We start from the raw sequence: 18,970 nt of genomic DNA on the forward strand, positions 1-18,970 counted from the left end.
CTTGACTCTTTCATAAGCCAAAATCTAGAATCTAAAATGGAATTAGCTCTAATTATTCAGCATCTCCAGAGCTATTTTTAAGCTAGCTTTCATTCGATTAAATGCTTCTGCTAACCCGCCAATTTCATCACTAGAGCTTTCTTCAAAATCAGCGCTCATATCACCCACACTAACTTTTTGGGCTATTTTCTCTATTTTTCTGATCCGCTGAATCACATATTTTTTGATTAAGAAGTTAATTAAGAAAAGTACGAGCGCAAAGATAGTAATTAAAATTCCCATTATCAATATCCAAGTCCGTTTGGCATTGGCAAAAATCTCTTGAGAGGGAACAGAGATTATTTGGGCAGAAACAATCTGATTCAGTTTCCAGCCAAAACCATTTTCCGATCCATAAGTTACCAGTTGACTCTTAGGAGCCTGTTCTGGTGTAGTATGACATCGCAGACATTGCTGCTGTGTAATCTTGAGTGGTTGGGCAATATAAAATACTTCGCCTTCTGACAAGGTGCGAAAGCCAGTAATTTCTAGAGTGTTTGGTTCCTTGCGAAAACGCTCTACAAGTTGAGTTTCAAAACTATCGGCTTTATCTGCTAAATTAGTTGGATTAAGTGTTGCATCTTTATGAAAAAAGTTTTTATATTCCGGCTTTTTACGAAAATTCTCAAAAACCTCTTTAGAGGAAAAAGTTGGTACTACTTCAGGCATAAACGTTGGGTTAGTATCTAGGCTGGGTTCCAATAGAGGAACTATCCGATTTTGTGTATAATCTCTAACTGCGTTCACCATTTGGATGAGAGTCTGTGCTTGAGAAGCCACTTCATTTTGCGCTCTCCCTTGAAGTACACTGGATAAGGCAACACCACTTCCCACAATACTGACTATGAAAACTAATATTAAAAGTAAGTTAAATTTAGCACCTATTTTTAAGTTTTTTAACGTAATGTTATTTAACATAACCTAAGCAACGAAGGTGGGATCTAAGTTTGTCTAATATTTATTTATACCTGTTAGAAAGCATCTCAACAATATTTAAATAAATATTAATTTTTTGTTGCAATGTAACCTATTTAGGCAGCAGTCAAACTTATCTAAATTAGTCCTGAAAGCCAAGTTATTTCTTTAACCATAATTAATGATGTTTTTGCGATTTCCCCGTCGTTTCTTTCTGTTTAATCTACTAGGTTTGACATTTGCTGCCTGCCAATCACCAAAGGAGTTTGAGGGCACGTTAACTATTGGTGTTATCAACTATGGTGGAGGTGAACAGATAATTAACCAATATGCTAAATTCAATAGTTACTTGGGTGAAAAGACAAACTCATATATTCAGCTAGAGCCTGCTTTTAATGAAAATAGAGCGGTTGAGCGTCTTCAGGCTCGTGCTTGGTCATTGGTATTTGCTCCACCAGGTTTAGCGGCTATTGCGATCGCACGTCACCAATATGTTCCCCTATTTCCTTTAATAGGTATTAGTAATTTGCGTTCAATCTTCGTTGTTCGCAAAGACAATCCAATATCTGACTTAAAACAGCTGCAAGGTCAAACAGTGGCTTTAGGTCAGTTAGGTTCAGCAACAGGATATTATTTCCCACTTTACAATCTTTTTGGTACAACATTAGCAGAGATCCTATTTGCACCCACACCCAAAGCCGGGCTGGAATTGGTCGCCCAAGGAAAAGCGATCGCCTGTGCTGTCTCGGAGGCAGAATTGGCTCTCTACGGTTCACAGTTGGGTTCAACCGAATTCCGCATATTATTTAAAGATCCTCATTATGTACCGTTAGGTGTGGTCTTGATTGGACCGAATGTAGAACGTAACCGTCAAGAGTTCATTCGCAAAGTAATGAGCGATGCACCTTCAGGTTTAGCTCAAGAAGTAGGGTATATATCCAATGGACAAGTACCAGATTACAAATACATGATTTCTGTGGTTGATCGGCTGAGTTCGATTACTTCTCAGCTACAAAAAAAACCTGTTCGTTTATTTTAATTAACGTAATAATAAACTTTTTTAGCTTATCGGGACATTATTTACATACCCTTACCCTGTAACCTAAGGCACTTACAAAAAACTCCCCTCTAGGATGAAGGGAGTTAGCTGACAGAAATTAATGGATGATTACTGACTCAGTAACCCGATAGCGATTTCAAGATACATTTTCGCTTTATGCAAAGCTAACAGCTTCTCTTGAGTGTACCTATCTGGGTAATTCATAATTCTCCCTTCCATCGTAATTTTGATGAGTGCTGCTTGTTCATCCGTAGGAGCATTCATCTCATCTATAGCGTTACTCAGTGCTTGCATGAAAGCAAAGGTAGGAGGTTTTAACCCTTTACCTGCCTCGAATTGAGATAACGCCATTCGAGGGAATACCATCAAGGATGTAATCCATGAGGTTTTATACCCTTTATTCCCAGTCGGTTTGATGCCGTAGCGTAAGCATAGCTCACTGAGTTCTTTGATGGTTTTGATTTCTAACTCGGAACGCGTAAACATAAAATAGAGTTACCTCTTGTAAAAGTGGTATCGGTGAGCTACAAGTTTTCCAGACAATATGCTCACCGATTTAAAACTCTATTCCCTCGCAAACATTAGTATCAAGCCTTATTTACATCTCTCAACAATGCCTAATCCTAAAGGGAACCCACAGAATTTTGAGCCAGCACAACCAAAAGGTGAGGAACCCATGACAGCTACTATTAGTTTTCGTGCTACTGAAAAGATGAAGGAAGAGGTGAAGGCACAAGAAGACCCGCCAGAGTTTTGTCGTCAAGCTATCCAAGAAAAGCTAGATAAGGATAAAAAGAAATAATTCCAAAAAACTCTAAATATAAAAAGCTCTCTACTTATCAGGGAGCTTTTATTTTAAAAAAAATTTGAGCTTCAATTGTTGAAATCTAGTTCAATCATTTATTCGATCCTTTATCTATTTTTAGTACATATGTACTATAATAGTATTGATTTGTTAATGTAATCCCATACTTATTAAATATATTTACTCATATATTTATATTTGAAAGTAAAAATTACGTAAACAAGCTGAAGATTTACTTAGAGTAAGTATGCAACGGTAATATTATTCTTTCAACGTCAAAGATAAAAGGAAAGCATGGAGATAACATCAATCATTACTGAAATTTTAAGTGGTGCAGATAAAGCGGCGATAACAATTTTAGTTAAAGCCCTCTTTGAAAAAGAAATAATAACGATAGGCAATTTTACAAAGAAGAAAGGTGAGAACTTGATTGATGCAGTAAAAAGGCTTATAAAAAAGCCAACTTTAAAAGATATCAAACCTAAAGAATTGATAGAGAAAATAGAAGATGTTGAACCGCAAACATTACAACCTATATTAGAAGGTGTACTTATAGGAGATAAAAACGAAGTAATTAGACAGAAATGGATTAATTTATTGGAATCAGCAATATTGGGGCATCAAATTCATCCTAGATACATAGAGGCATTAAGACTTTTAGATGGTAGAGACGCCAATGTTTTGGAATTTATGTCTGATTATCGTCAAAGAGGAAATCGATTAACTAACTCTGAAATTGTAATAGGCTTACAACAAAGACAAATAGAAAATCCTACGGAAGAAATGGTAAAAGATAGTTTATATAATTTAGTAGAAAGAGGATTGTGTGATGTAAATACCTTACAGGGAAAACCAAGGTATTCAGACATGAATAGCGAAAACATATATATTAGCCATTTCGGGAATAAATTTTTAGATATGGTTAGACTAAAAAGCTCTGAATAGCAAGTCTAAAAATAGAGTTTGCAGTTCAGAGCGTCAATGAGCCGACTTTCACGAATAATTTAGGAGTGTTATAGTTCGATTTTTGGTAAGTAATATTATCTTGCTCAGAAAAACAATTTGAATCGTGCTAGCTGGTTTTCAATGGTTCCTGTGAGGATTTTATTTAGTTCTGTGGTGTCTTGGAATTGCAAAATTTGCTGTGTGGGTAAGTCGAAGGGAAATTGCCCTTCAAACTCTGGGCGTTGCATTTGCGCTAGTAAAATCTGTTCAGACCGCTTACTTTGAATAGCATAGCCAATCTCAATACAGACATTAGGACTGGGAATTAGTTGGGGAGTTTCTTTACCATCAATACTAGCAATGGGCGTGGTGTCAGCGATAAATAACAAACTCTTACGGATTTTTCGCATGATCGTGCGGTTAATCCGTACAGGCGCACCGCCAGGACGAGAGGATTCTATTAATGTTAGGGGAAAGCGCGATCGCTTGTTTAAACTGTCCAAACTTTTTCGCAGTTCTTCTCTTATAACATTTGTCGCTGCGGCATACTCAGTTTGATAGCACAAAAAAATCGTTGGTTCTAACTGAGCTAACACCGCCTGCTTGGTGAAATAAATTTCATGACTAATTAAGTCAATGTTAGCTACGCAATAGCCACCACTACCTTCAATATAAAATTCAATATTTTCCCCTTCCAGATAGCGCCCAAACCAAGTTGATTTCTTAACTTCGTCGCTTTCTTCCAAAAAGTCTGCTCGCAATGCTGATTTCAACAGACTTTTTTTGCTTAAGCGAATGTCTGGCAGACGTTTTTCCAGTTCTGGAATCGGCTCGTAATCCTGTAGATACCACGCTCTGAGCGCAATAATTGACATAAGGCGCTATTTAAACTATTTCTTACTATTCAACTTCGTATAATCTTACACCCAGAGGAGACCCTAGCTCAGACTTTTCTTTAAACACAGCAACATCCAAACCTCTAATTGTTGAACTATTTCCTCCTCTTCTTTATTCTATCCAGGGATGTAATCACTTTCATCGCTTCTGTAAACAAGTAATGAAAATCAGTTACGGCGTCCCATATCTTCCATATTTGAGGAAATAGCAGTTTTCGCGTTGGGTGTTGCTGTCTTTTTACGAGACAGATGTAATAAGTTAAACAGCGTTTTTTACCTCTTATTACATTTCAAATGCAGCTGTTATATCTGCTAGCGAATGCTTATTTAGTGGCTTCAACTATTAGATTATCATTTGGGGAGGAATTTTTTTTGCAACGAAACTTTACTTTTGAAGCATTTTTAATCATTGTACCATGAATTATTTATGCAAGAAGTCTATTGATTTTGGCTTAAGGCTTGACGGGAATTTCAATCCAGAATTCTGTACCTTTGCCAGGTTCTGAAATACACTCCATTATTCCACCATGTTTTTCGACAATAATTTGATAGCTGATTGCCAGTCCCAGTCCTGTACCCTTGCCCACAGGTTTGGTAGTGTAAAACGGGTCAAAAATTCGCTTTTTCACCTCTTGAGTCATTCCGGGGCCATTGTCACAAATACGAATCAACAGACGAGAGTTGTCTACTGAGATTTTAGTGGAAATATAAATAGTCAGTATTGGGCATGAGTTATTCCTTTTGTCTACCTTGTCCTTAGTCTTCAGTTCCCCAGTCCCTAGTCTCCAGTCCTCAGCCCCCATTATCAGCGCATCTATGGCATTGCTGAAAATATTCATGAATACCTGATTCATTTGGCCGGCATAGCATTCCACCCGGGGGATGTTGCCATAATCTTTAATTACCTGAATACCTGGAAATTCAGCATTCGCTTTCAGCCGATGTTGCAAAATTAATAAGGTGTTGTCAATGCCTTCATGCAAGTCAACGCGTTTGTTTTCAGCCTCATCCAAGCGAGAAAAATTTCGTAACGACAGCACTATTGAGCGGATACGCTCAGTTCCTACTTGCATTGAGGTCATGATTTTCGGGAGGTCTTCTACCAAAAATTCAAAATCGATCGCTTTGATCGCAACGTGAATTTCACTATGCGGGAGGGGATAGTGTAACTGGTAGAGGCGTAAAATTTCTAGCAGTTGTTCGGTGTAGTCACAGGCGTGGCACAGGTTACCGTAGATAAAGTTAACGGGGTTGTTGATTTCGTGGGCGACACCCGCTACCAACTGTCCTAAGCCAGACATTTTTTCGGTGTGAATCAATTTTGTCTGTGTTTCTTGGAGTTGATGTAGGGTATGCTCTAAATGTGCAGCTTGATTTCTGGCTTCAGTTTCGGCATCACAGGTTTGTTTGTAGAGTTCTGCTTGTTGAATGGCGATCGCAGCCTGATCTCCTAGCTGTTGTAATAAATCAATTTCTGCATCCTGCCAATTTCTGGGAGCCTTACACTCATGGGCAATTAGTAACCCCCATAGTTCCATACCGATGTTTATTGGAACTATTAAGTTTGCTTGCACTTGCAGACTCTGCAAAAACTCTTGATGACAATTACTTAAAGGATCTGTTGAAACATTGTTAATTGCCCTTACTTTGCCCTGAAAGTATGGAAGGGTATACTCATCAGGAAAGCATTCTGGTGGTGCATTCATTCCCAAAGTTGACTGCCAATTACCATTGATCTCTTCTACAATCACCGATCTAGTCTGAAGTTGGAAAATCAGCACCCGGTCTGAGTTTAGTAGGGGACGGACTTCCCGAACGATGGATTGCAGGGTTGTCTGTAAGTCCAATGTGCGGCGAATCTGCTCTGTGACTTGCTTAAGTAGTTTGGTAAGCAGTAATGATTTTTCGAGTTCAGCAATTTGCTCTTGCACCCGCAATTCTAGGTTAACATTCAGGGATTGTACCTGTTTATACATTTGCTGCTGCTGAATTGCCATTGAGAAATGCTCGTATAAGGCTTGTGCCAATAAGATTTCTTCCGGTTTCCACTCAGCTGCTTGCCCCTTTTTTTGCTCTCGCCAAACCTCAAAGGAAAGCTGGGGTAATAGTTGTCGCCGATTTAGATCACATCGTCCCGCCCATAAGATTTCAGTTTCAAATTCCGAGCGAAAAATGCTTAATACACCGATAAATTTTTCGCGGTAATGTAGGGGAATCACCATGAGTCCACGAATTTGAGTAGAACGGAATGCTAAAGCCAAAACTCGCAAACGTGGTTCTTTATAGAGGTCGGCAGTTGTCCAAATATTACCTTGTTTACACTCAGCCATCCACTTTTGCCAGATGGGATGCTGTTCGATAATACTGTTATCTAACTCGTAGGGCAGTGTCGGCTGATCGCCGCAGGTGTATAGTTCCCGACTCTGTTCAATGTAAAGTCTGCCACCTACTCCACCAAAGGCAGTAATAACTTCTTCTAGCGCTCCCTGCAATTGGATTGTCGGTAGTTTATGCAATAGTGTGGTAACTCGGTTAATAGTAGCTTCTCGCTCTTGCTTGGCGCGGGCTGCGGTGAGGAGATTACTTTGAGCAATGGCAATTGCTACCTGGTCAGCAACTTGCTGCAATACTTTCAGTTCCCGCTTCAAAATATTTCGCGATTCACTGTGGTGACATACCAACAATCCCCATAATTTAGGCTTTGCCGATTGTTCTTGTGGATCGGAATCTAAAATTGGCACTATCAACGAAGACTGCACACCCATTGCATTTAGGTATAGAAGATGGCACGGGTCTACCTGCCGATAGTAGATATTAGTTTGTAGGCGTTTGCCAGTTTCTTTTGACTGTAGAGGTGATAGCCCGATTTTCTGGTTTACCACATCCACAATCGAACGTTGCTGCGCTAACAGAAACATCTCCCTAGCTTCTTGTGGAATATCATCAGCTGGGAAGCGCTGCCCCAATAAGGATGGCAGACGTTGCTCATAGATAGATTCAGCAATAACTTCACCACTACCATCAGTCTCAAAGCGATATATCTTGACCCGATCTACGCCCAAAAATAAACGCACTTGGCTAACGGTAGTCGTTAATATCTCTTGGAGGTCGAGCGATCGCCTGATCTGGTTTATCATCCGATGCAGTAAACTTTCTTGGTCTAAGTTTTGCTGCAAACCTTTTGGTTTATCGGTAAATGTCATTGCCTATATACACCATGACTGAAGTATAGTTTTTTTTATAATTGTCTTTGATAAAAATTTTTAACTTACAATCCCTTGATTTTCATCCAATTTTAAGAAATTCCTGCTACAAACGCATTGCTTGGGGCGTACATTTGTTGCAAATATTTTTGGAAATGGATTATGAGGATATTTGAAAAGGATCAGATGTTTTTCTTGATACCCGTAGACTTCTAAAATTTATTTAAGTAAATATTAAAACGCTTACCGTATCAGTAAAGACTTTTCAAATATTTCTCAAGTCTAAAGTTAAGAAATTTTAATCATTGTCATCTATTAATTTTATATTCTAAAACATGAAGTTATTCCAGTAATTATACTTAATTTTATGCATTGATAATTTCCTGAAATTAAAAATATTTTTTAACTATTTTTGCCCATTAATTCAATTAATTAAGATTTTTTCAAATAAACAACTAAATTATTGGCAACTTTTTCAAATATTTTTGGCTGGGGAATTTTACTATTCCCCGTACAATTGCTGATTTTATGTTGAATGCAACTATTTTGATGAAATTATTCGTAAATTACCGTTAAAGATAGTAACTTACGGATTTCTTCACGCACACTCATGAGAGTTTTACCGAGATGGTTTTGACCTGTTTTATTAGCACCACAGCCCCAAAAAGAATCGGTTGGGGAGTTTTCAACCAAAATCTCATCGTCTGTGTTCAGGAGAACTTCTCTAATATCAAGATGAGTGAGAAACTTTTTGAGTACAGCTTCTCGCATAATTTGAGTTTTCACCAAATCCCAGTCTCGACGGAATTGGCGAGTGTTACATCTTCCCAAAGCGGCAGCTTCTTCTGGGGTGGCGGCGGCATGAATGAGGGGTATAATTGCCGCATCTGTGCTGCCGACAAACTTTTGCGCTTGATAATAATGCTCAACCGTTGGCCAGTAAGTACCCTGGATATGGATTCTATGGAGAGAAAAGTTAGAAAAACAGCCATAAGGCTGCCAAACCTTATAAAAGTAAATAGTCATTTGAAAATTGCTCTTTTATATATCAACTTCAGGGTAGCTGAAAGATCGATCGTACTCGCAACCCAAAACCGAACTTATCAAACAGATTTTCTCTCAGTTCATATGATTGGGGATTCTTCCCAACGACTTATAAAGATTATCAAACTTCAGGATAATTGAAACTTTATCAGATTTGAAAACTCCTCATTTGTATGAAGGGTTTGTAACATCACCATCCGGTAATTATTTTATACAATTCTTGGAACAGCAAGTTTACTACCTTGCTCATGAGGTTACCCTGAATGTGCTTACCACCTAGCAGCTGCTCGCCTTGCTCATTGACTGTCTTCTTGAGTGAGTTGCAGTGGTAAATCAATTCTCTACAGGATTTACGCAAATTATGATAAAACGTAGACGCAAAGCGGTGAAGCAGCGTAGTCTTTTCACTTTGGGCTAGCACGTGCCGTAGGATGCCCGTTCGCCGCAAGGCGTCCCGTTAGGGAAGGTAACTGAGCGCAGCCGAAGTAGTCGAACCATGCCGTACTCCTACGGGGATCTTGCTACGCGCAGCATCTCGTAGAGAAGTGTGAGCTACGCCGCTTGCTCACGATGAAAGTGCGATCGTCGCGAAGCGAACCGCCTTCGGCATCGCATGGTTATTTATTGAAATCACTTTCAGCCTATCTACTCAGTTGTGATTTGTCACAAGTTCGGGTAGATTTCATCAACTTCATCTTATGCCTGGTTCGCTAAACACGGAGAGTGCCTAAGCCTTGATCTCTTGATGGTCATACTCCCCATGCTGCAAGCTCTCAAAAAAGATTTAGAGAAAGCAGAAAATAGAGTTTGGCGTTCATAAAGCATTGATCGCTGTCAATTTCCACATAGCGCTCTAGGGATTTGAAATCTTGATGGCTCGTAATTTGCTTGATTGTATAAAGGTCTGTTCCGTCCTGGTGCAATTTGATCATAAAGTTCCTGCGGGTGCTATGGGTGCTAATACCCTTTGCAACCAATCCAGCCCGCCCTCATTCCTTAGTACGCCCAATTGTGGCTACTGAAAAACTTTTTACCTTTTCTCATCTCGCCACAAAGCAATACCGCCTAATAAACCAGTGATATTGGGAATGAGTTTCACATTTAACGGTAGCTGGAAATTCACTCTCACGGCTTCACCACCGCCAATGTAAAGGTAATCATAATTGAACAGATGTTCCAAGGATGCGATCGCTTTTTCTAAACGCCTGTTCCATCTTTTCTCACCAATTTTTTCTAACTCTGCACGCCCCAACTGTTGCTCAAAAGTCTCTCCTTTGCGAAACGGATGATGCCCCATTTCCATATTCGGTACCAGCTTACCATCCATAAATAAAGCCGAACCAAACCCCGTACCTAGAGTAATCACCAATTCTACGCCTTTACCTGCGATCGCTCCAAACCCCTGCATATCTGCATCATTAATCACCCGCACAGGCTTGTTTAAATGTTTTAATAATGCTGTTTCCAAATCAAATCCGATCCAATCTGGATGTAGGTTTACCGCTGTTTCCGTGACTCCAGACCGCACCACACCAGGAAAACCGACCGAAACGCGATGAAATTCACCTTGAGCCGCTGCTAACACAACAATTGCATTAATTACAACATCTGGTGTAGCGGGTTGGGGTGTATCTAAACGTGCCCTTTCCGTGACAGGATTCCCCGTAACATCTAAAACCATAGCCTTAACGCCACTACCGCCAATATCAACTGATAGGGTACGAATCGATCCATTTTCTTCAACCATTAGCTTAAGTCCTTGTTATTAGTCCCTATCTGGTTATTATCCTCTGCCGCATCTTGATTAGACTGGATATAGCTAGAGTTCTTCACATGACGATTTACAAGCGAACGCTCCCAATTTACACATAGGAAAAAATCCGGCTTGCTTTGGGCGGGGTTATACCCCTTTTCTGTCACTCTCCGGGAGGGCGATCGCTAGAAGCCTCATGAGGCAACCAATACAAGCTATACTATTAGAAAAAAGTGGTCTTGTATTTGTTATTAGAAAAGAATCGCGCGTAGGCGTAGCCCGTCGTAGACATCGCCTGCTATACAAAAGCTCTAGAATTCAGAAATTGTAAAAGTTTTCGGAGAGTGACAGAAGAGGGGTATTGTGGCGGACACTGTACTTGCAGATAAAGGCTATGATGCCGATGAGCGAGTAATTGAACGACCTCAGGTACAGGGCAAAACGGCAGTGATTCCTCCCAAACGCAACCGTAGCAGACCTCATGACTACGACCGAGATTGAATTTTTGCCAAACTCAAGCAGTACCGAGCGATGCCTAAGGCGGGCTACGCCTACGCAACGCGCTACGACAAACGCGCTACAAACTTTCTAGGTGCAATTTATCTGCCTGCTTCTGTCATTTGGCTCAATTGATGACACGCCCTAGCAAGTTGTAAACAAGTCGGAGTAGTTCATGTTGTGTACTCGGCGTTAATCTTCACGTAGTCATAACTCAAATCGCAACCCCAAGCTTTACCTGCACCATGACCGTTGCCAACGTTGACTGCAATGATCACCGGATTATCTACTCGTTGAGCCTTGATAGTGCTTCTATCAAAGGATAAATCATTACTATTATTGGTGGCAATGAAGTCTTTGGGCAGGGAAGAATCAGCAGCAGTTTGTTTCAAATAAGCGCTTGCTGCTGCACGATCAAAGGTTAAAGGTTGGCCATTTTCTAACATTAAGAAATCCCCTAGCTTAATTTGCAGGTTTTCTTGCTCAAAGGGCACACCTGCACGTCCAGCGGCGGCGGCGATGCGTCCCCAGTTGGGGTCACGTCCAAAGATTGCAGATTTAACTAAGGATGAGCCAGCGATGGTTTTGGCTATTTGTCGGGCTGAGAGTTCATCATGGGTACCTGTTACTTCCACTTCAATTAGACAGGTTGCACCTTCACCATCACGAGCGATCGCTTTGGCTAAATGCTGACAAACTGCTGTTAACATCGCCTCTAATTTCTCTGCTTCTGCGCCCAATTCTGTAATTGCTGGGGTGCGAGATTGACCATTTGCCAAGGCGATTAAGCTGTCGTTAGTGCTGGTATCACCATCCACGGTAATCGAATTAAAGCTTCTATCAGCTGCCCTTGCTAACATCTGCTGCCAAAGGGCTGATGAAACGGCTGCATCACAAGTAACAAATGCCAGCATGGTTGCCATGTTGGGGTGAATCATGCCGGAACCCTTGGCAATACCGCCAATTCGTACCGGGCGATCGCCTATAGTTGTCTCTAGAGCAATGGATTTTGTTACCAAATCTGTAGTAATAATCGCCCCGGCGGCGGCATCTGAGCCTGTTTCTGAGAGTGCTGCTACTACCTTGGGAATCCCGCTTCGCAAAGCATCCATCTTTATTCTTTGACCAATCACGCCAGTGGAAGCCAATAACACAGATTCAGATGGGATGTTCAGTGCTTGGCCTACTGCCATAGCCGATTCTAAGGTATCAAGGTAGCCTTGAGTCCCTGTAGCGGCATTTGCTTGTCCAGCGTTGCAGAGGATGGCACGAGCGCTATGTTTGGCTTGCAAGCGTTGGCGACAATATTCTACGCAGGCAGCTTTAACCTGGCTGGTGGTGAATACACCCGCTGCGATCGCTTCCACCTCTGAGAATATCAAAGCTAAATCTGGCAACCCCGAAGGTTTCAACCCTGCGGTAATTCCCGCCGCCTGATACCCCCTTGGTGCTGTGATGCCACCTGTTATTTTTTGCCAATCTGCCATTATTCTTCCTTACAACTATCAGGTTGGATAGGTTAACCCTTTGGAAATTCAAAATTCAAAATTCAAGTATTTCTACTTCTTGTGAGTTGATTTACTGATGGCAATAATAATGCACGAGTTGGCGATTAGCATAATTGTTTTTACCTTTCTTATGACGAAAGACAAAAGCGAAAAAGGAGAGCCACTTGGGTCGCTCTCCAGATCAGTACCATGCATTCTTTTAACACTAATTTTTTGATAATGTCAGGGTTAATACTTATTTATTGGAATTATTTTTACTAATGTTATGACTTTATCCGTAAATACCACAAAAATAAAATAAAAAAGAGAGCCACTTAGGCAGCTCTCCAGATCATCAGGGTGCATCTACTTACCACACTATATCATTTTATGTATGCGGGTTGTCACCAGTTTTTATGTGAAGATTTTGTGAAGAAGCACCGGGAAAATACTTACTTAGGGCATGGGGCAATTCAATTTTGGATAATGGAATTGATGATTTTAGATTAAATTTAAATTCCATTATCTAAAATTCTTATTCCTCTGTCCCCCTCACCAAGCATTGTTGACTGTGACAGACTACTAGGCGTTCAGTTTTTTCTCCACCAATTCGTTAGTCAGCTTAGGATCAGCACGTTTGGCTGTCTTTTTCAGAACTTGTCCGACAAAGAAGCCTTTGAGGTTGGTATTACCGTTGCGATACTTTTCTAGTTCTTTGGGATTGGCGGCTATTACTTCATCAACGATGGGTTCCAGTACACTAGGATCAGTGATTAACTCCTGACCAACAAAGGCTTTGTCAGGAGAAATACCACTGAGCAAATCTGGCAACTTTTCTTTAGCTTGAGCATTGCTAATTTTGCCCGTTTCAATGCGAGTGATGATATCAGCTAAATTGGTGGGAGTCAGGGCGATTTCAGTAATACTGAGTTTTTGCTTATTGAGGTGGGCTGCGATATCTTGAGTAATCCAGTTTGCAGCAGCTTTCGGATTTGCTCCAGCCGCGATCGCAGTTTCAAAATATTCCGCTACCGGATGATCTTCTGTCAACACTCGCGCATCGTAAGCCGAAAGCCCCAACTCACTTTCATAATGATGGCGTTTTTGGGCTGGTAATTCTGGTAATTCGCTGCGCCATTGCTCTAATTGGGCATCTGACACCTCAATTGGTGCTAAATCTGGTTCGGGGAAATAGCGATAATCGCTAGAACCTTCTTTCACCCGCATACTACTTGTGCGTTGAGCGCCTTCTTCCCACAAACGAGTTTCTTGGATAATGCGATCGCCTGCTTCAATGGCGGCAATTTGGCGCTCAATTTCGTAGTCAATCGCCCGTTGGATGGCGTTGAACGAGTTCATGTTTTTAATTTCTACCTTAGTGCCAAATTCCTTTCGTCCCACCGGACGCACGGAAATGTTGACATCGCAGCGCAGAGATCCTTCTTGCATATTACCGTCACTCACGCCGAGATACCGCACAATCCGGCGCAACTCTTCAGCATATTCAGCAGCTTCTAGTCCAGAACGCAGTTCAGGTTCTGAGACAATTTCCACTAACGGTATACCTGCGCGATTGTAGTCTACCAGAGAATAGGAAGAACCGGAAAGGTGATCGCTGCCAGCATGAACCAATTTTCCAGCATCTTCCTCCATATGCAGACGCGTAATCCCAATACGTTTGCGAGTGGGATTACCTTCAGCATCTACCAACTCAATTTCTAACCAACCATGTTCTGCGATCGGTAGATCATATTGAGAAATTTGGTAATTTTTGGGTAAGTCTGGATAAAAATACTGTTTACGGTCAAATTTGCTATATCTAGCGATTTGACAATTTAGTGCCAAACCAGCCTTGACAGCGTATTCTAATACTTTTTCATTGAGTACAGGTAAGACGCCAGGCAAACCCATACAAACCGGGTCAATGTTAGTATTTGGGTCAGCACCAAATGCTGTAGAGCTATTAGAGAAAATCTTGGTATTGGTACTCAGCTGACAATGGGTTTCTAGACCAATAATCGCTTCATACTCAGTTTTTACAGTCGTAGCAGTGGTCATAATATCAATATTTGGGCATAATCCTTGTAGTGGTACTATTGTAGCGGCGTATTGAGTTGCCCTGAAGACGGTTATTTGGGTGAGTAATGCTTACCCTCTTTAGCTTGAAAAGGGAGATGCAAACCTAAGGTGAACAAAATCTTAATCATTGGTTCTGGGGGTGCTGGTAAATCTACTTAAAATCAATAGTTTTTTCTATTATTCTCATTTTCAAGTGCTTTGAGAATTTTAAGATATAAATTTTCTACTCTTTTTGTCTGAACTTCACCAAATGAAGCATAGTGAGTTAAGCTAGGAGCGCCATTTACTTCAATGATTGTATAATCCACCATTGGTGACGTTATATCACTAGTAAGAATATCCACACCTGCTAATCTCAATTCCATATCTTTTGTAATACTTACTGCTAATTTTTGAAAGTCTGGATGGATATTTTCAGTAAAGTCTATTGCCTCACCTCCAGTCGATAAATTTGCATTGTCTAAAAGATAGACTATATTGTTTTTAGGTATAACACTACTAAAATTTAACTTTCGTCTTTGCAAGTTTTTTTTGATTCTGTAATCTTCAAAATCTATAATTTCTTTTCTACCATTTTTGATAAAAGTTTCCTGTTTCTCTTGCAGAAGTTCAAAAACATTAGATTGACCATCTCCCATTATAAATAGGGGAATTCTTTGATATGCTGAAACTACTTCATCATCAAATACTACAATTCTATAATCATTGCCACTATAGAATCGCTCGACAATAAACCCTGAGATTTTTTGCAAGATTTTCTTGGCTGCTTGATAGTATTCTTGCTTGTTGTGAACCTTTGTAACAAATGCTCCTTGACTGAGATTAATTGGCTTGACAATTAAGGGAAATCCCAACTCTTTAGCATAATAGAATCCTGCATCTATATTCCTGTAATTAGCTATTTCTTCGCATAATTCTTTACTAAAAAATGTTTTTCCTTCAGTAACCTTATAGCCAAATTTATTCAGAAAAAAGCTCGAAACCCCTTTGTCTTTTGCTATTGAAGCTGAAGCAGAAGAATTAACGCTAAACCTAGTAGTACGAAAAAAGGTTTTATTGCCGTTTTTAAACGTAATCAGTCCCACAAAGGTGCATTCGGGATCTACTAAAACTACTGCTCCTATTTCCTCTGCTACTTTTTGAATTATTGATGTTACAAAGGGTGTTTCCATTATCATAATTATAATTTGTTTGGGGAAATATTAACTTTTCTATAGCAATTAGTCAAGATATTCTAAATTAAACAATTGCACTATGTATTGTCCCTAAAACTCTAATAAAAACCTAAGAAAAAATTTATTTTTTTAATATTAAAAAAATAATTAAAATTTAAATATATAGACTAACTATAAAGAACGTAAATGTCCGCAATATGGCTTTAATGAATGCACTTATAGAAAATTTAACAGTGTGTCTGCGCCCATTAATTTTAGGCACGTTATTGTTCATTTCCAACTGAGTTTTAAGAGTATTTTTTCAGACATCACTGTTGGCTTTACCACTGATACGGACTTTACTTCTGTGTATGCATAAAATCATGCAAACCCAATACTTGCCAAACTTTCTGCTTGAGCTTTGTTGTGTCCTGGAAACAATTGCAAATTAAGCTTTTGAGATTCATAGCCAGCTGAAAATTCCAACTTAGTTGGTCTAAAATATAGCGTTAAGTGTTGACAATCTATAAATAATCGAATAACAAGGTGGCAGCAGCATTAAAAAAAAGCGTTAGTGCATTCCTACCTAGAAACTAATTGACGCCCTTGATTAAACTTCATACGGATAACAGAATTATGCCAGAAAATACGGATAACAAAGCTACTAAATCAGACAATCAGGCTGTTGCCTATAAAGAGCGGCTCAATTCTTGGGCGATCGCTCGTCTACTTCCTAATACACAACGGGAGATTGTTGCTCGCTTCCGCAGCCGTTCTGATGCCGATGGCTATATGCGGCACCTCCCCCAGGAAATACCAAATGCTTCCTACATGGTTGTTTTTGATTGTCAACACCAAGAAGCTGTCATTTAAAGTACAAGTATAGGCAATAGACCTATCTTGAAAATAGGGAACAGCTTACAGGTGATAAGGAACAGGGAAAGAGATTTTCGTTCTAAATTGTGTTCGCGTAGAGGGTGCTTTGTCCTGACTCTGTTCATGAGCGTCTCTTGCAAAAGGCACTTTTGCACTCTTGTGGTGAAAAGGGAAGGGTTAAAGGGGAAAGGAAAATTCAATCCCTATAACCCTTGCTCTCAATCCCCACCACAATCCAAAATTGATTGACGCTTCACTTAAAAATTCTGGATGTTGCCAACGAGCATATTGACCTTTGTATTCTACCTTTCCAAATCCAAGTTTCTGAGCCACCCTTGATAATTTACCAAACAGTAAGCCTTTGCGCGTCTATATTGGTGAGCCATTAACTTCAAGTTTATTCGCATCAGCCGCACATTAGCGATCGCTTTGTGCATCTGGTAGAAAAGCCTAGTACAGCAGGCGCGTAAATCCACCTACCATCTCAATTTTAATGATTACAGCAGTTGAAGATCAAGAGTCAGTTGACCGTACATTTGAAGTGGGGGCAATGGATTATGTTAACAAACCGATTCACTGGCCAGTTTTGCGACAACGGGTAAAACGCTTGATTCAACAATTTCAGTTACAGCAAAAACTGGAAGCCGTTAATGTGGAATTGCAGCGATCAGTTATTATCGATGGATTAACTCAAGTAGCTAACCGCCGACGGTTTGAAGAGTATTTTAACCAAGAGTGGTAGCGCCTGAAATGGGAGCAACGAACCCTTTCGTTGATTCTTTGCGATGTTGATTTCTTCAAATTATATAACGATACTTATGGTCATCGGGTAGGCGATCGCTGTCTTCAAGAAATTGCTAAAGCCATCAAAGATATTATTAAATGTCCCGCAGAGCTAGTTGCCCTATGGTGGGGAAGAATTTGCTATGATTTTACCTAACACAGACACTGAGGGGGCGACTCATGTTGCCGACAAAATTTGCCTCGCCTTTGCGTGAGACTAAATTTCTACTCTTTATCAGCAACGCCTAAAAATCTACCCCCCGTTTGAGTTCTACTCCTTGATTAGCATAGTGTTTGTGGCAATAAACCTCTGAGTGGACGCTAGCCAAGTCGAAGTACGCTGGTTGATTTTGGCAGCGACCAGTGATAATGATTTCAGTGTCGCGAGGTTTGCGGAGTAAAGCTTGGACAATGGGTTCAACGGGGAGTAGTTCTAAGTCAACTGTGGGATTGAGTTCATCGAGAATAATAGTTTTATACATTCCAGAGGCGATCGCAACTTTAGCGATTTCCCAACCCCGTTCGGCTTCTACGTAGTCTAATTCTTGCCGGGAATTTCGCCAGACGATCGCATCTCCACCGCAGCGCTGATGATCCACCACTTCTGGATATGACTGCTGCAAGGCAGCGATCGCTGCGTCTTCTGTATACCCGCTACCACCTTTGAGCCACTGCATAATCAACACACGGGTAGAACCGGGATGATTGATTCCCCTACCAATGGCCTGTAAAGCTTTGCCCAAAGCACTGGTAGACTTGCCTTTCCCAGCACCAGTATAAATTTCAATCCCTTCAAGTAAGAGGGCTTTAGCTGTTGGGTGGTGATGAGGTTTCATTTCTGAGTGCAAATCTGCAATATCGAGCAACTTTTGCGGCGCAGCGCGTCCGGTGGCGATGATTTCTAACTCTTGGGGTTTGGATTTTAATGTCTTTACCACTTCATCCACTGGTAGCAAACCTAGATCCAGAACAGGGTTAATTTCATCTAAAACCACAACTGAATATAAACCACTGGCGATCGCACCTTTGGCTACATCCCAACCCCGCTCCGCTTCATTTCGGTCAAAGGGGATAATTTCCTCATGCCCAAAAAATTCGGCTCTGCCAGTGCGAACCTGGTCAATTAAATGGGGAAAACCGCGCTGCAAAGCTGCGATCGCGCCATCTTCATCATAATCACGTTCCGGTCCTTTTAAAAACCGCAGCAGTAAAACCCGATTAGAATTGCTAGGCGTATTTATCCCCAAGCCAATGGAGCGCAAAACCACTCCCAAAGCCGCTTGAGACTTACCTTTACCCACGCCATCGTAGACGTGAATTTGACCGATGAGCCGCTCCTGACGCACTTGCGCCGTGCGAATACCAATACCGTTCCTTGTCATCTCTCGAAAAGCTATAACGTGGCAGTCTTTAATCTTACCTAACGTCTTGTC

15 protein-coding genes and 1 pseudogene are annotated in these 18,970 nt (G+C 40.7%); 6 read left to right on the forward strand and 10 right to left on the reverse strand.

Annotated elements, in window-relative coordinates; translation table 11 throughout:
- Positions 1–48: 48 nt before the first annotated feature.
- On the reverse strand, positions 49–957 hold the full coding sequence (locus V7K35_RS19295; RefSeq protein ID WP_335080791.1) for a c-type heme family protein: 909 nt from the start codon (positions 955–957) through the stop codon (positions 49–51).
- Positions 958–1,138: 181 nt separating this feature from the next.
- Here V7K35_RS19295 and V7K35_RS19300 point away from each other — a divergent pair, with 181 nt between their 5' ends.
- Positions 1,139–1,993 (forward strand): phosphate/phosphite/phosphonate ABC transporter substrate-binding protein, encoded by an 855-nt coding sequence (locus V7K35_RS19300; RefSeq protein ID WP_335080860.1) that lies wholly within the window; start codon positions 1,139–1,141, stop codon positions 1,991–1,993.
- A 129-nt stretch (positions 1,994–2,122) separates the two neighbouring features.
- On the opposite strand, the gene V7K35_RS19305 is transcribed toward V7K35_RS19300, so the two are convergent.
- A complete protein-coding gene (locus tag V7K35_RS19305; RefSeq protein ID WP_335080793.1) occupies positions 2,123–2,500 on the reverse strand; it encodes a hypothetical protein in 378 nt (125 codons plus the stop codon).
- Between the two features lie 127 nt (positions 2,501–2,627).
- Here V7K35_RS19305 and V7K35_RS19310 point away from each other — a divergent pair, with 127 nt between their 5' ends.
- Together V7K35_RS19310 and V7K35_RS19315 are read left to right on the forward strand one after the other, a co-directional pair.
- Positions 2,628–2,816: a hypothetical protein gene (locus V7K35_RS19310; protein WP_273767980.1), complete on the forward strand. Its 189-nt coding sequence runs from the start codon at positions 2,628–2,630 to the stop codon at positions 2,814–2,816.
- 297 nt (positions 2,817–3,113) lie between these two features.
- Positions 3,114–3,764, forward strand: coding sequence for an Abi-alpha family protein (locus V7K35_RS19315; RefSeq protein ID WP_335080794.1), 651 nt, complete (start codon positions 3,114–3,116; stop codon positions 3,762–3,764).
- Positions 3,765–3,868: 104 nt separating this feature from the next.
- Here the strand turns inward: V7K35_RS19315 and V7K35_RS19320 are convergent, their stop codons facing one another.
- From V7K35_RS19320 to V7K35_RS19335, 4 genes are all read right to left on the reverse strand, one after another.
- Positions 3,869–4,639, reverse strand: coding sequence for a hypothetical protein (locus tag V7K35_RS19320; RefSeq protein WP_335080795.1), 771 nt, complete (start codon positions 4,637–4,639; stop codon positions 3,869–3,871).
- Between the two features lie 473 nt (positions 4,640–5,112).
- A complete protein-coding gene (locus tag V7K35_RS19325) occupies positions 5,113–7,863 on the reverse strand; it encodes a GAF domain-containing sensor histidine kinase (RefSeq protein WP_335080796.1) in 2,751 nt (916 codons plus the stop codon).
- A 555-nt stretch (positions 7,864–8,418) separates the two neighbouring features.
- The gene (locus tag V7K35_RS19330) at positions 8,419–8,889 is read right to left on the reverse strand and encodes an NADAR family protein (RefSeq protein ID WP_334796244.1); all 471 of its coding nucleotides are present in this window, start codon (positions 8,887–8,889) and stop codon (positions 8,419–8,421) included.
- 1,048 nt (positions 8,890–9,937) lie between these two features.
- Positions 9,938–10,654, reverse strand: coding sequence for an ROK family protein (locus V7K35_RS19335; RefSeq protein WP_334796242.1), 717 nt, complete (start codon positions 10,652–10,654; stop codon positions 9,938–9,940).
- Positions 10,655–11,023: 369 nt separating this feature from the next.
- On the opposite strand from V7K35_RS19335, the gene V7K35_RS19340 reads away from it, so the two are divergent.
- On the forward strand, positions 11,024–11,161 hold the full coding sequence (locus V7K35_RS19340) for a hypothetical protein (RefSeq protein ID WP_335080798.1): 138 nt from the start codon (positions 11,024–11,026) through the stop codon (positions 11,159–11,161).
- Between the two features lie 170 nt (positions 11,162–11,331).
- Here V7K35_RS19340 and argJ read toward each other — a convergent pair whose 3' ends face one another.
- From argJ to V7K35_RS19355, 3 genes are all read right to left on the reverse strand, one after another.
- The gene (gene argJ / locus V7K35_RS19345) at positions 11,332–12,645 is read right to left on the reverse strand and encodes a bifunctional ornithine acetyltransferase/N-acetylglutamate synthase (protein ID WP_335080799.1); all 1,314 of its coding nucleotides are present in this window, start codon (positions 12,643–12,645) and stop codon (positions 11,332–11,334) included.
- Between the two features lie 582 nt (positions 12,646–13,227).
- Positions 13,228–14,703 (reverse strand): Asp-tRNA(Asn)/Glu-tRNA(Gln) amidotransferase subunit GatB, encoded by a 1,476-nt coding sequence (gatB, locus tag V7K35_RS19350; RefSeq protein ID WP_335080800.1) that lies wholly within the window; start codon positions 14,701–14,703, stop codon positions 13,228–13,230.
- 182 nt (positions 14,704–14,885) lie between these two features.
- Complete coding sequence (locus V7K35_RS19355) at positions 14,886–15,896, reverse strand: cyanophycin synthetase (protein WP_335080801.1); 1,011 nt, start codon at positions 15,894–15,896, stop codon at positions 14,886–14,888.
- A 618-nt stretch (positions 15,897–16,514) separates the two neighbouring features.
- On the opposite strand from V7K35_RS19355, the gene V7K35_RS19360 reads away from it, so the two are divergent.
- On the forward strand, positions 16,515–16,751 hold the full coding sequence (locus V7K35_RS19360) for a hypothetical protein (protein ID WP_335080802.1): 237 nt from the start codon (positions 16,515–16,517) through the stop codon (positions 16,749–16,751).
- Between the two features lie 490 nt (positions 16,752–17,241).
- Positions 17,242–17,737 (forward strand): annotated as a pseudogene (locus tag V7K35_RS19365) (diguanylate cyclase domain-containing protein); the annotation flags it as partial.
- A gap of 45 nt (positions 17,738–17,782) precedes the next feature.
- Here the strand turns inward: V7K35_RS19365 and V7K35_RS19370 are convergent.
- Entirely contained in the window at positions 17,783–18,919 is a 1,137-nt protein-coding gene (locus V7K35_RS19370) for a cob(I)yrinic acid a,c-diamide adenosyltransferase (protein ID WP_335080803.1), read from the reverse strand.
- Positions 18,920–18,970: the final 51 nt, after the last annotated feature.

Origin of the sequence: Nostoc sp., from assembly GCF_036917275.1 — a bacterium.
Taxonomy (GTDB): Bacteria; Cyanobacteriota; Cyanobacteriia; order Cyanobacteriales; family Nostocaceae; genus Nostoc.

What these genes read in the sequence shown, in the direction of transcription:
- V7K35_RS19295 (WP_335080791.1), bottom strand. Translation starts at nt 957, where the DNA reads ATGTTAAATAACATTACGTTAAAAAACTTAAAAATAGGTGCTAAATTT.
- V7K35_RS19300 (WP_335080860.1), top strand. Translation starts at nt 1,139, where the DNA reads ATGTTTTTGCGATTTCCCCGTCGTTTCTTTCTGTTTAATCTACTAGGT.
- V7K35_RS19305 (WP_335080793.1), bottom strand. Translation starts at nt 2,500, where the DNA reads ATGTTTACGCGTTCCGAGTTAGAAATCAAAACCATCAAAGAACTCAGT.
- V7K35_RS19310 (WP_273767980.1), top strand. Translation starts at nt 2,628, where the DNA reads ATGCCTAATCCTAAAGGGAACCCACAGAATTTTGAGCCAGCACAACCA.
- V7K35_RS19315 (WP_335080794.1), top strand. Translation starts at nt 3,114, where the DNA reads ATGGAGATAACATCAATCATTACTGAAATTTTAAGTGGTGCAGATAAA.
- V7K35_RS19320 (WP_335080795.1), bottom strand. Translation starts at nt 4,639, where the DNA reads ATGTCAATTATTGCGCTCAGAGCGTGGTATCTACAGGATTACGAGCCG.
- V7K35_RS19325 (WP_335080796.1), bottom strand. Translation starts at nt 7,863, where the DNA reads ATGACATTTACCGATAAACCAAAAGGTTTGCAGCAAAACTTAGACCAA.
- V7K35_RS19330 (WP_334796244.1), bottom strand. Translation starts at nt 8,889, where the DNA reads ATGACTATTTACTTTTATAAGGTTTGGCAGCCTTATGGCTGTTTTTCT.
- V7K35_RS19335 (WP_334796242.1), bottom strand. Translation starts at nt 10,654, where the DNA reads ATGGTTGAAGAAAATGGATCGATTCGTACCCTATCAGTTGATATTGGC.
- argJ (WP_335080799.1), bottom strand. Translation starts at nt 12,645, where the DNA reads ATGGCAGATTGGCAAAAAATAACAGGTGGCATCACAGCACCAAGGGGG.
- gatB (WP_335080800.1), bottom strand. Translation starts at nt 14,703, where the DNA reads ATGACCACTGCTACGACTGTAAAAACTGAGTATGAAGCGATTATTGGT.
- V7K35_RS19355 (WP_335080801.1), bottom strand. Translation starts at nt 15,896, where the DNA reads ATGGAAACACCCTTTGTAACATCAATAATTCAAAAAGTAGCAGAGGAA.
- V7K35_RS19360 (WP_335080802.1), top strand. Translation starts at nt 16,515, where the DNA reads ATGCCAGAAAATACGGATAACAAAGCTACTAAATCAGACAATCAGGCT.
- V7K35_RS19370 (WP_335080803.1), bottom strand. Translation starts at nt 18,919, where the DNA reads ATGACAAGGAACGGTATTGGTATTCGCACGGCGCAAGTGCGTCAGGAG.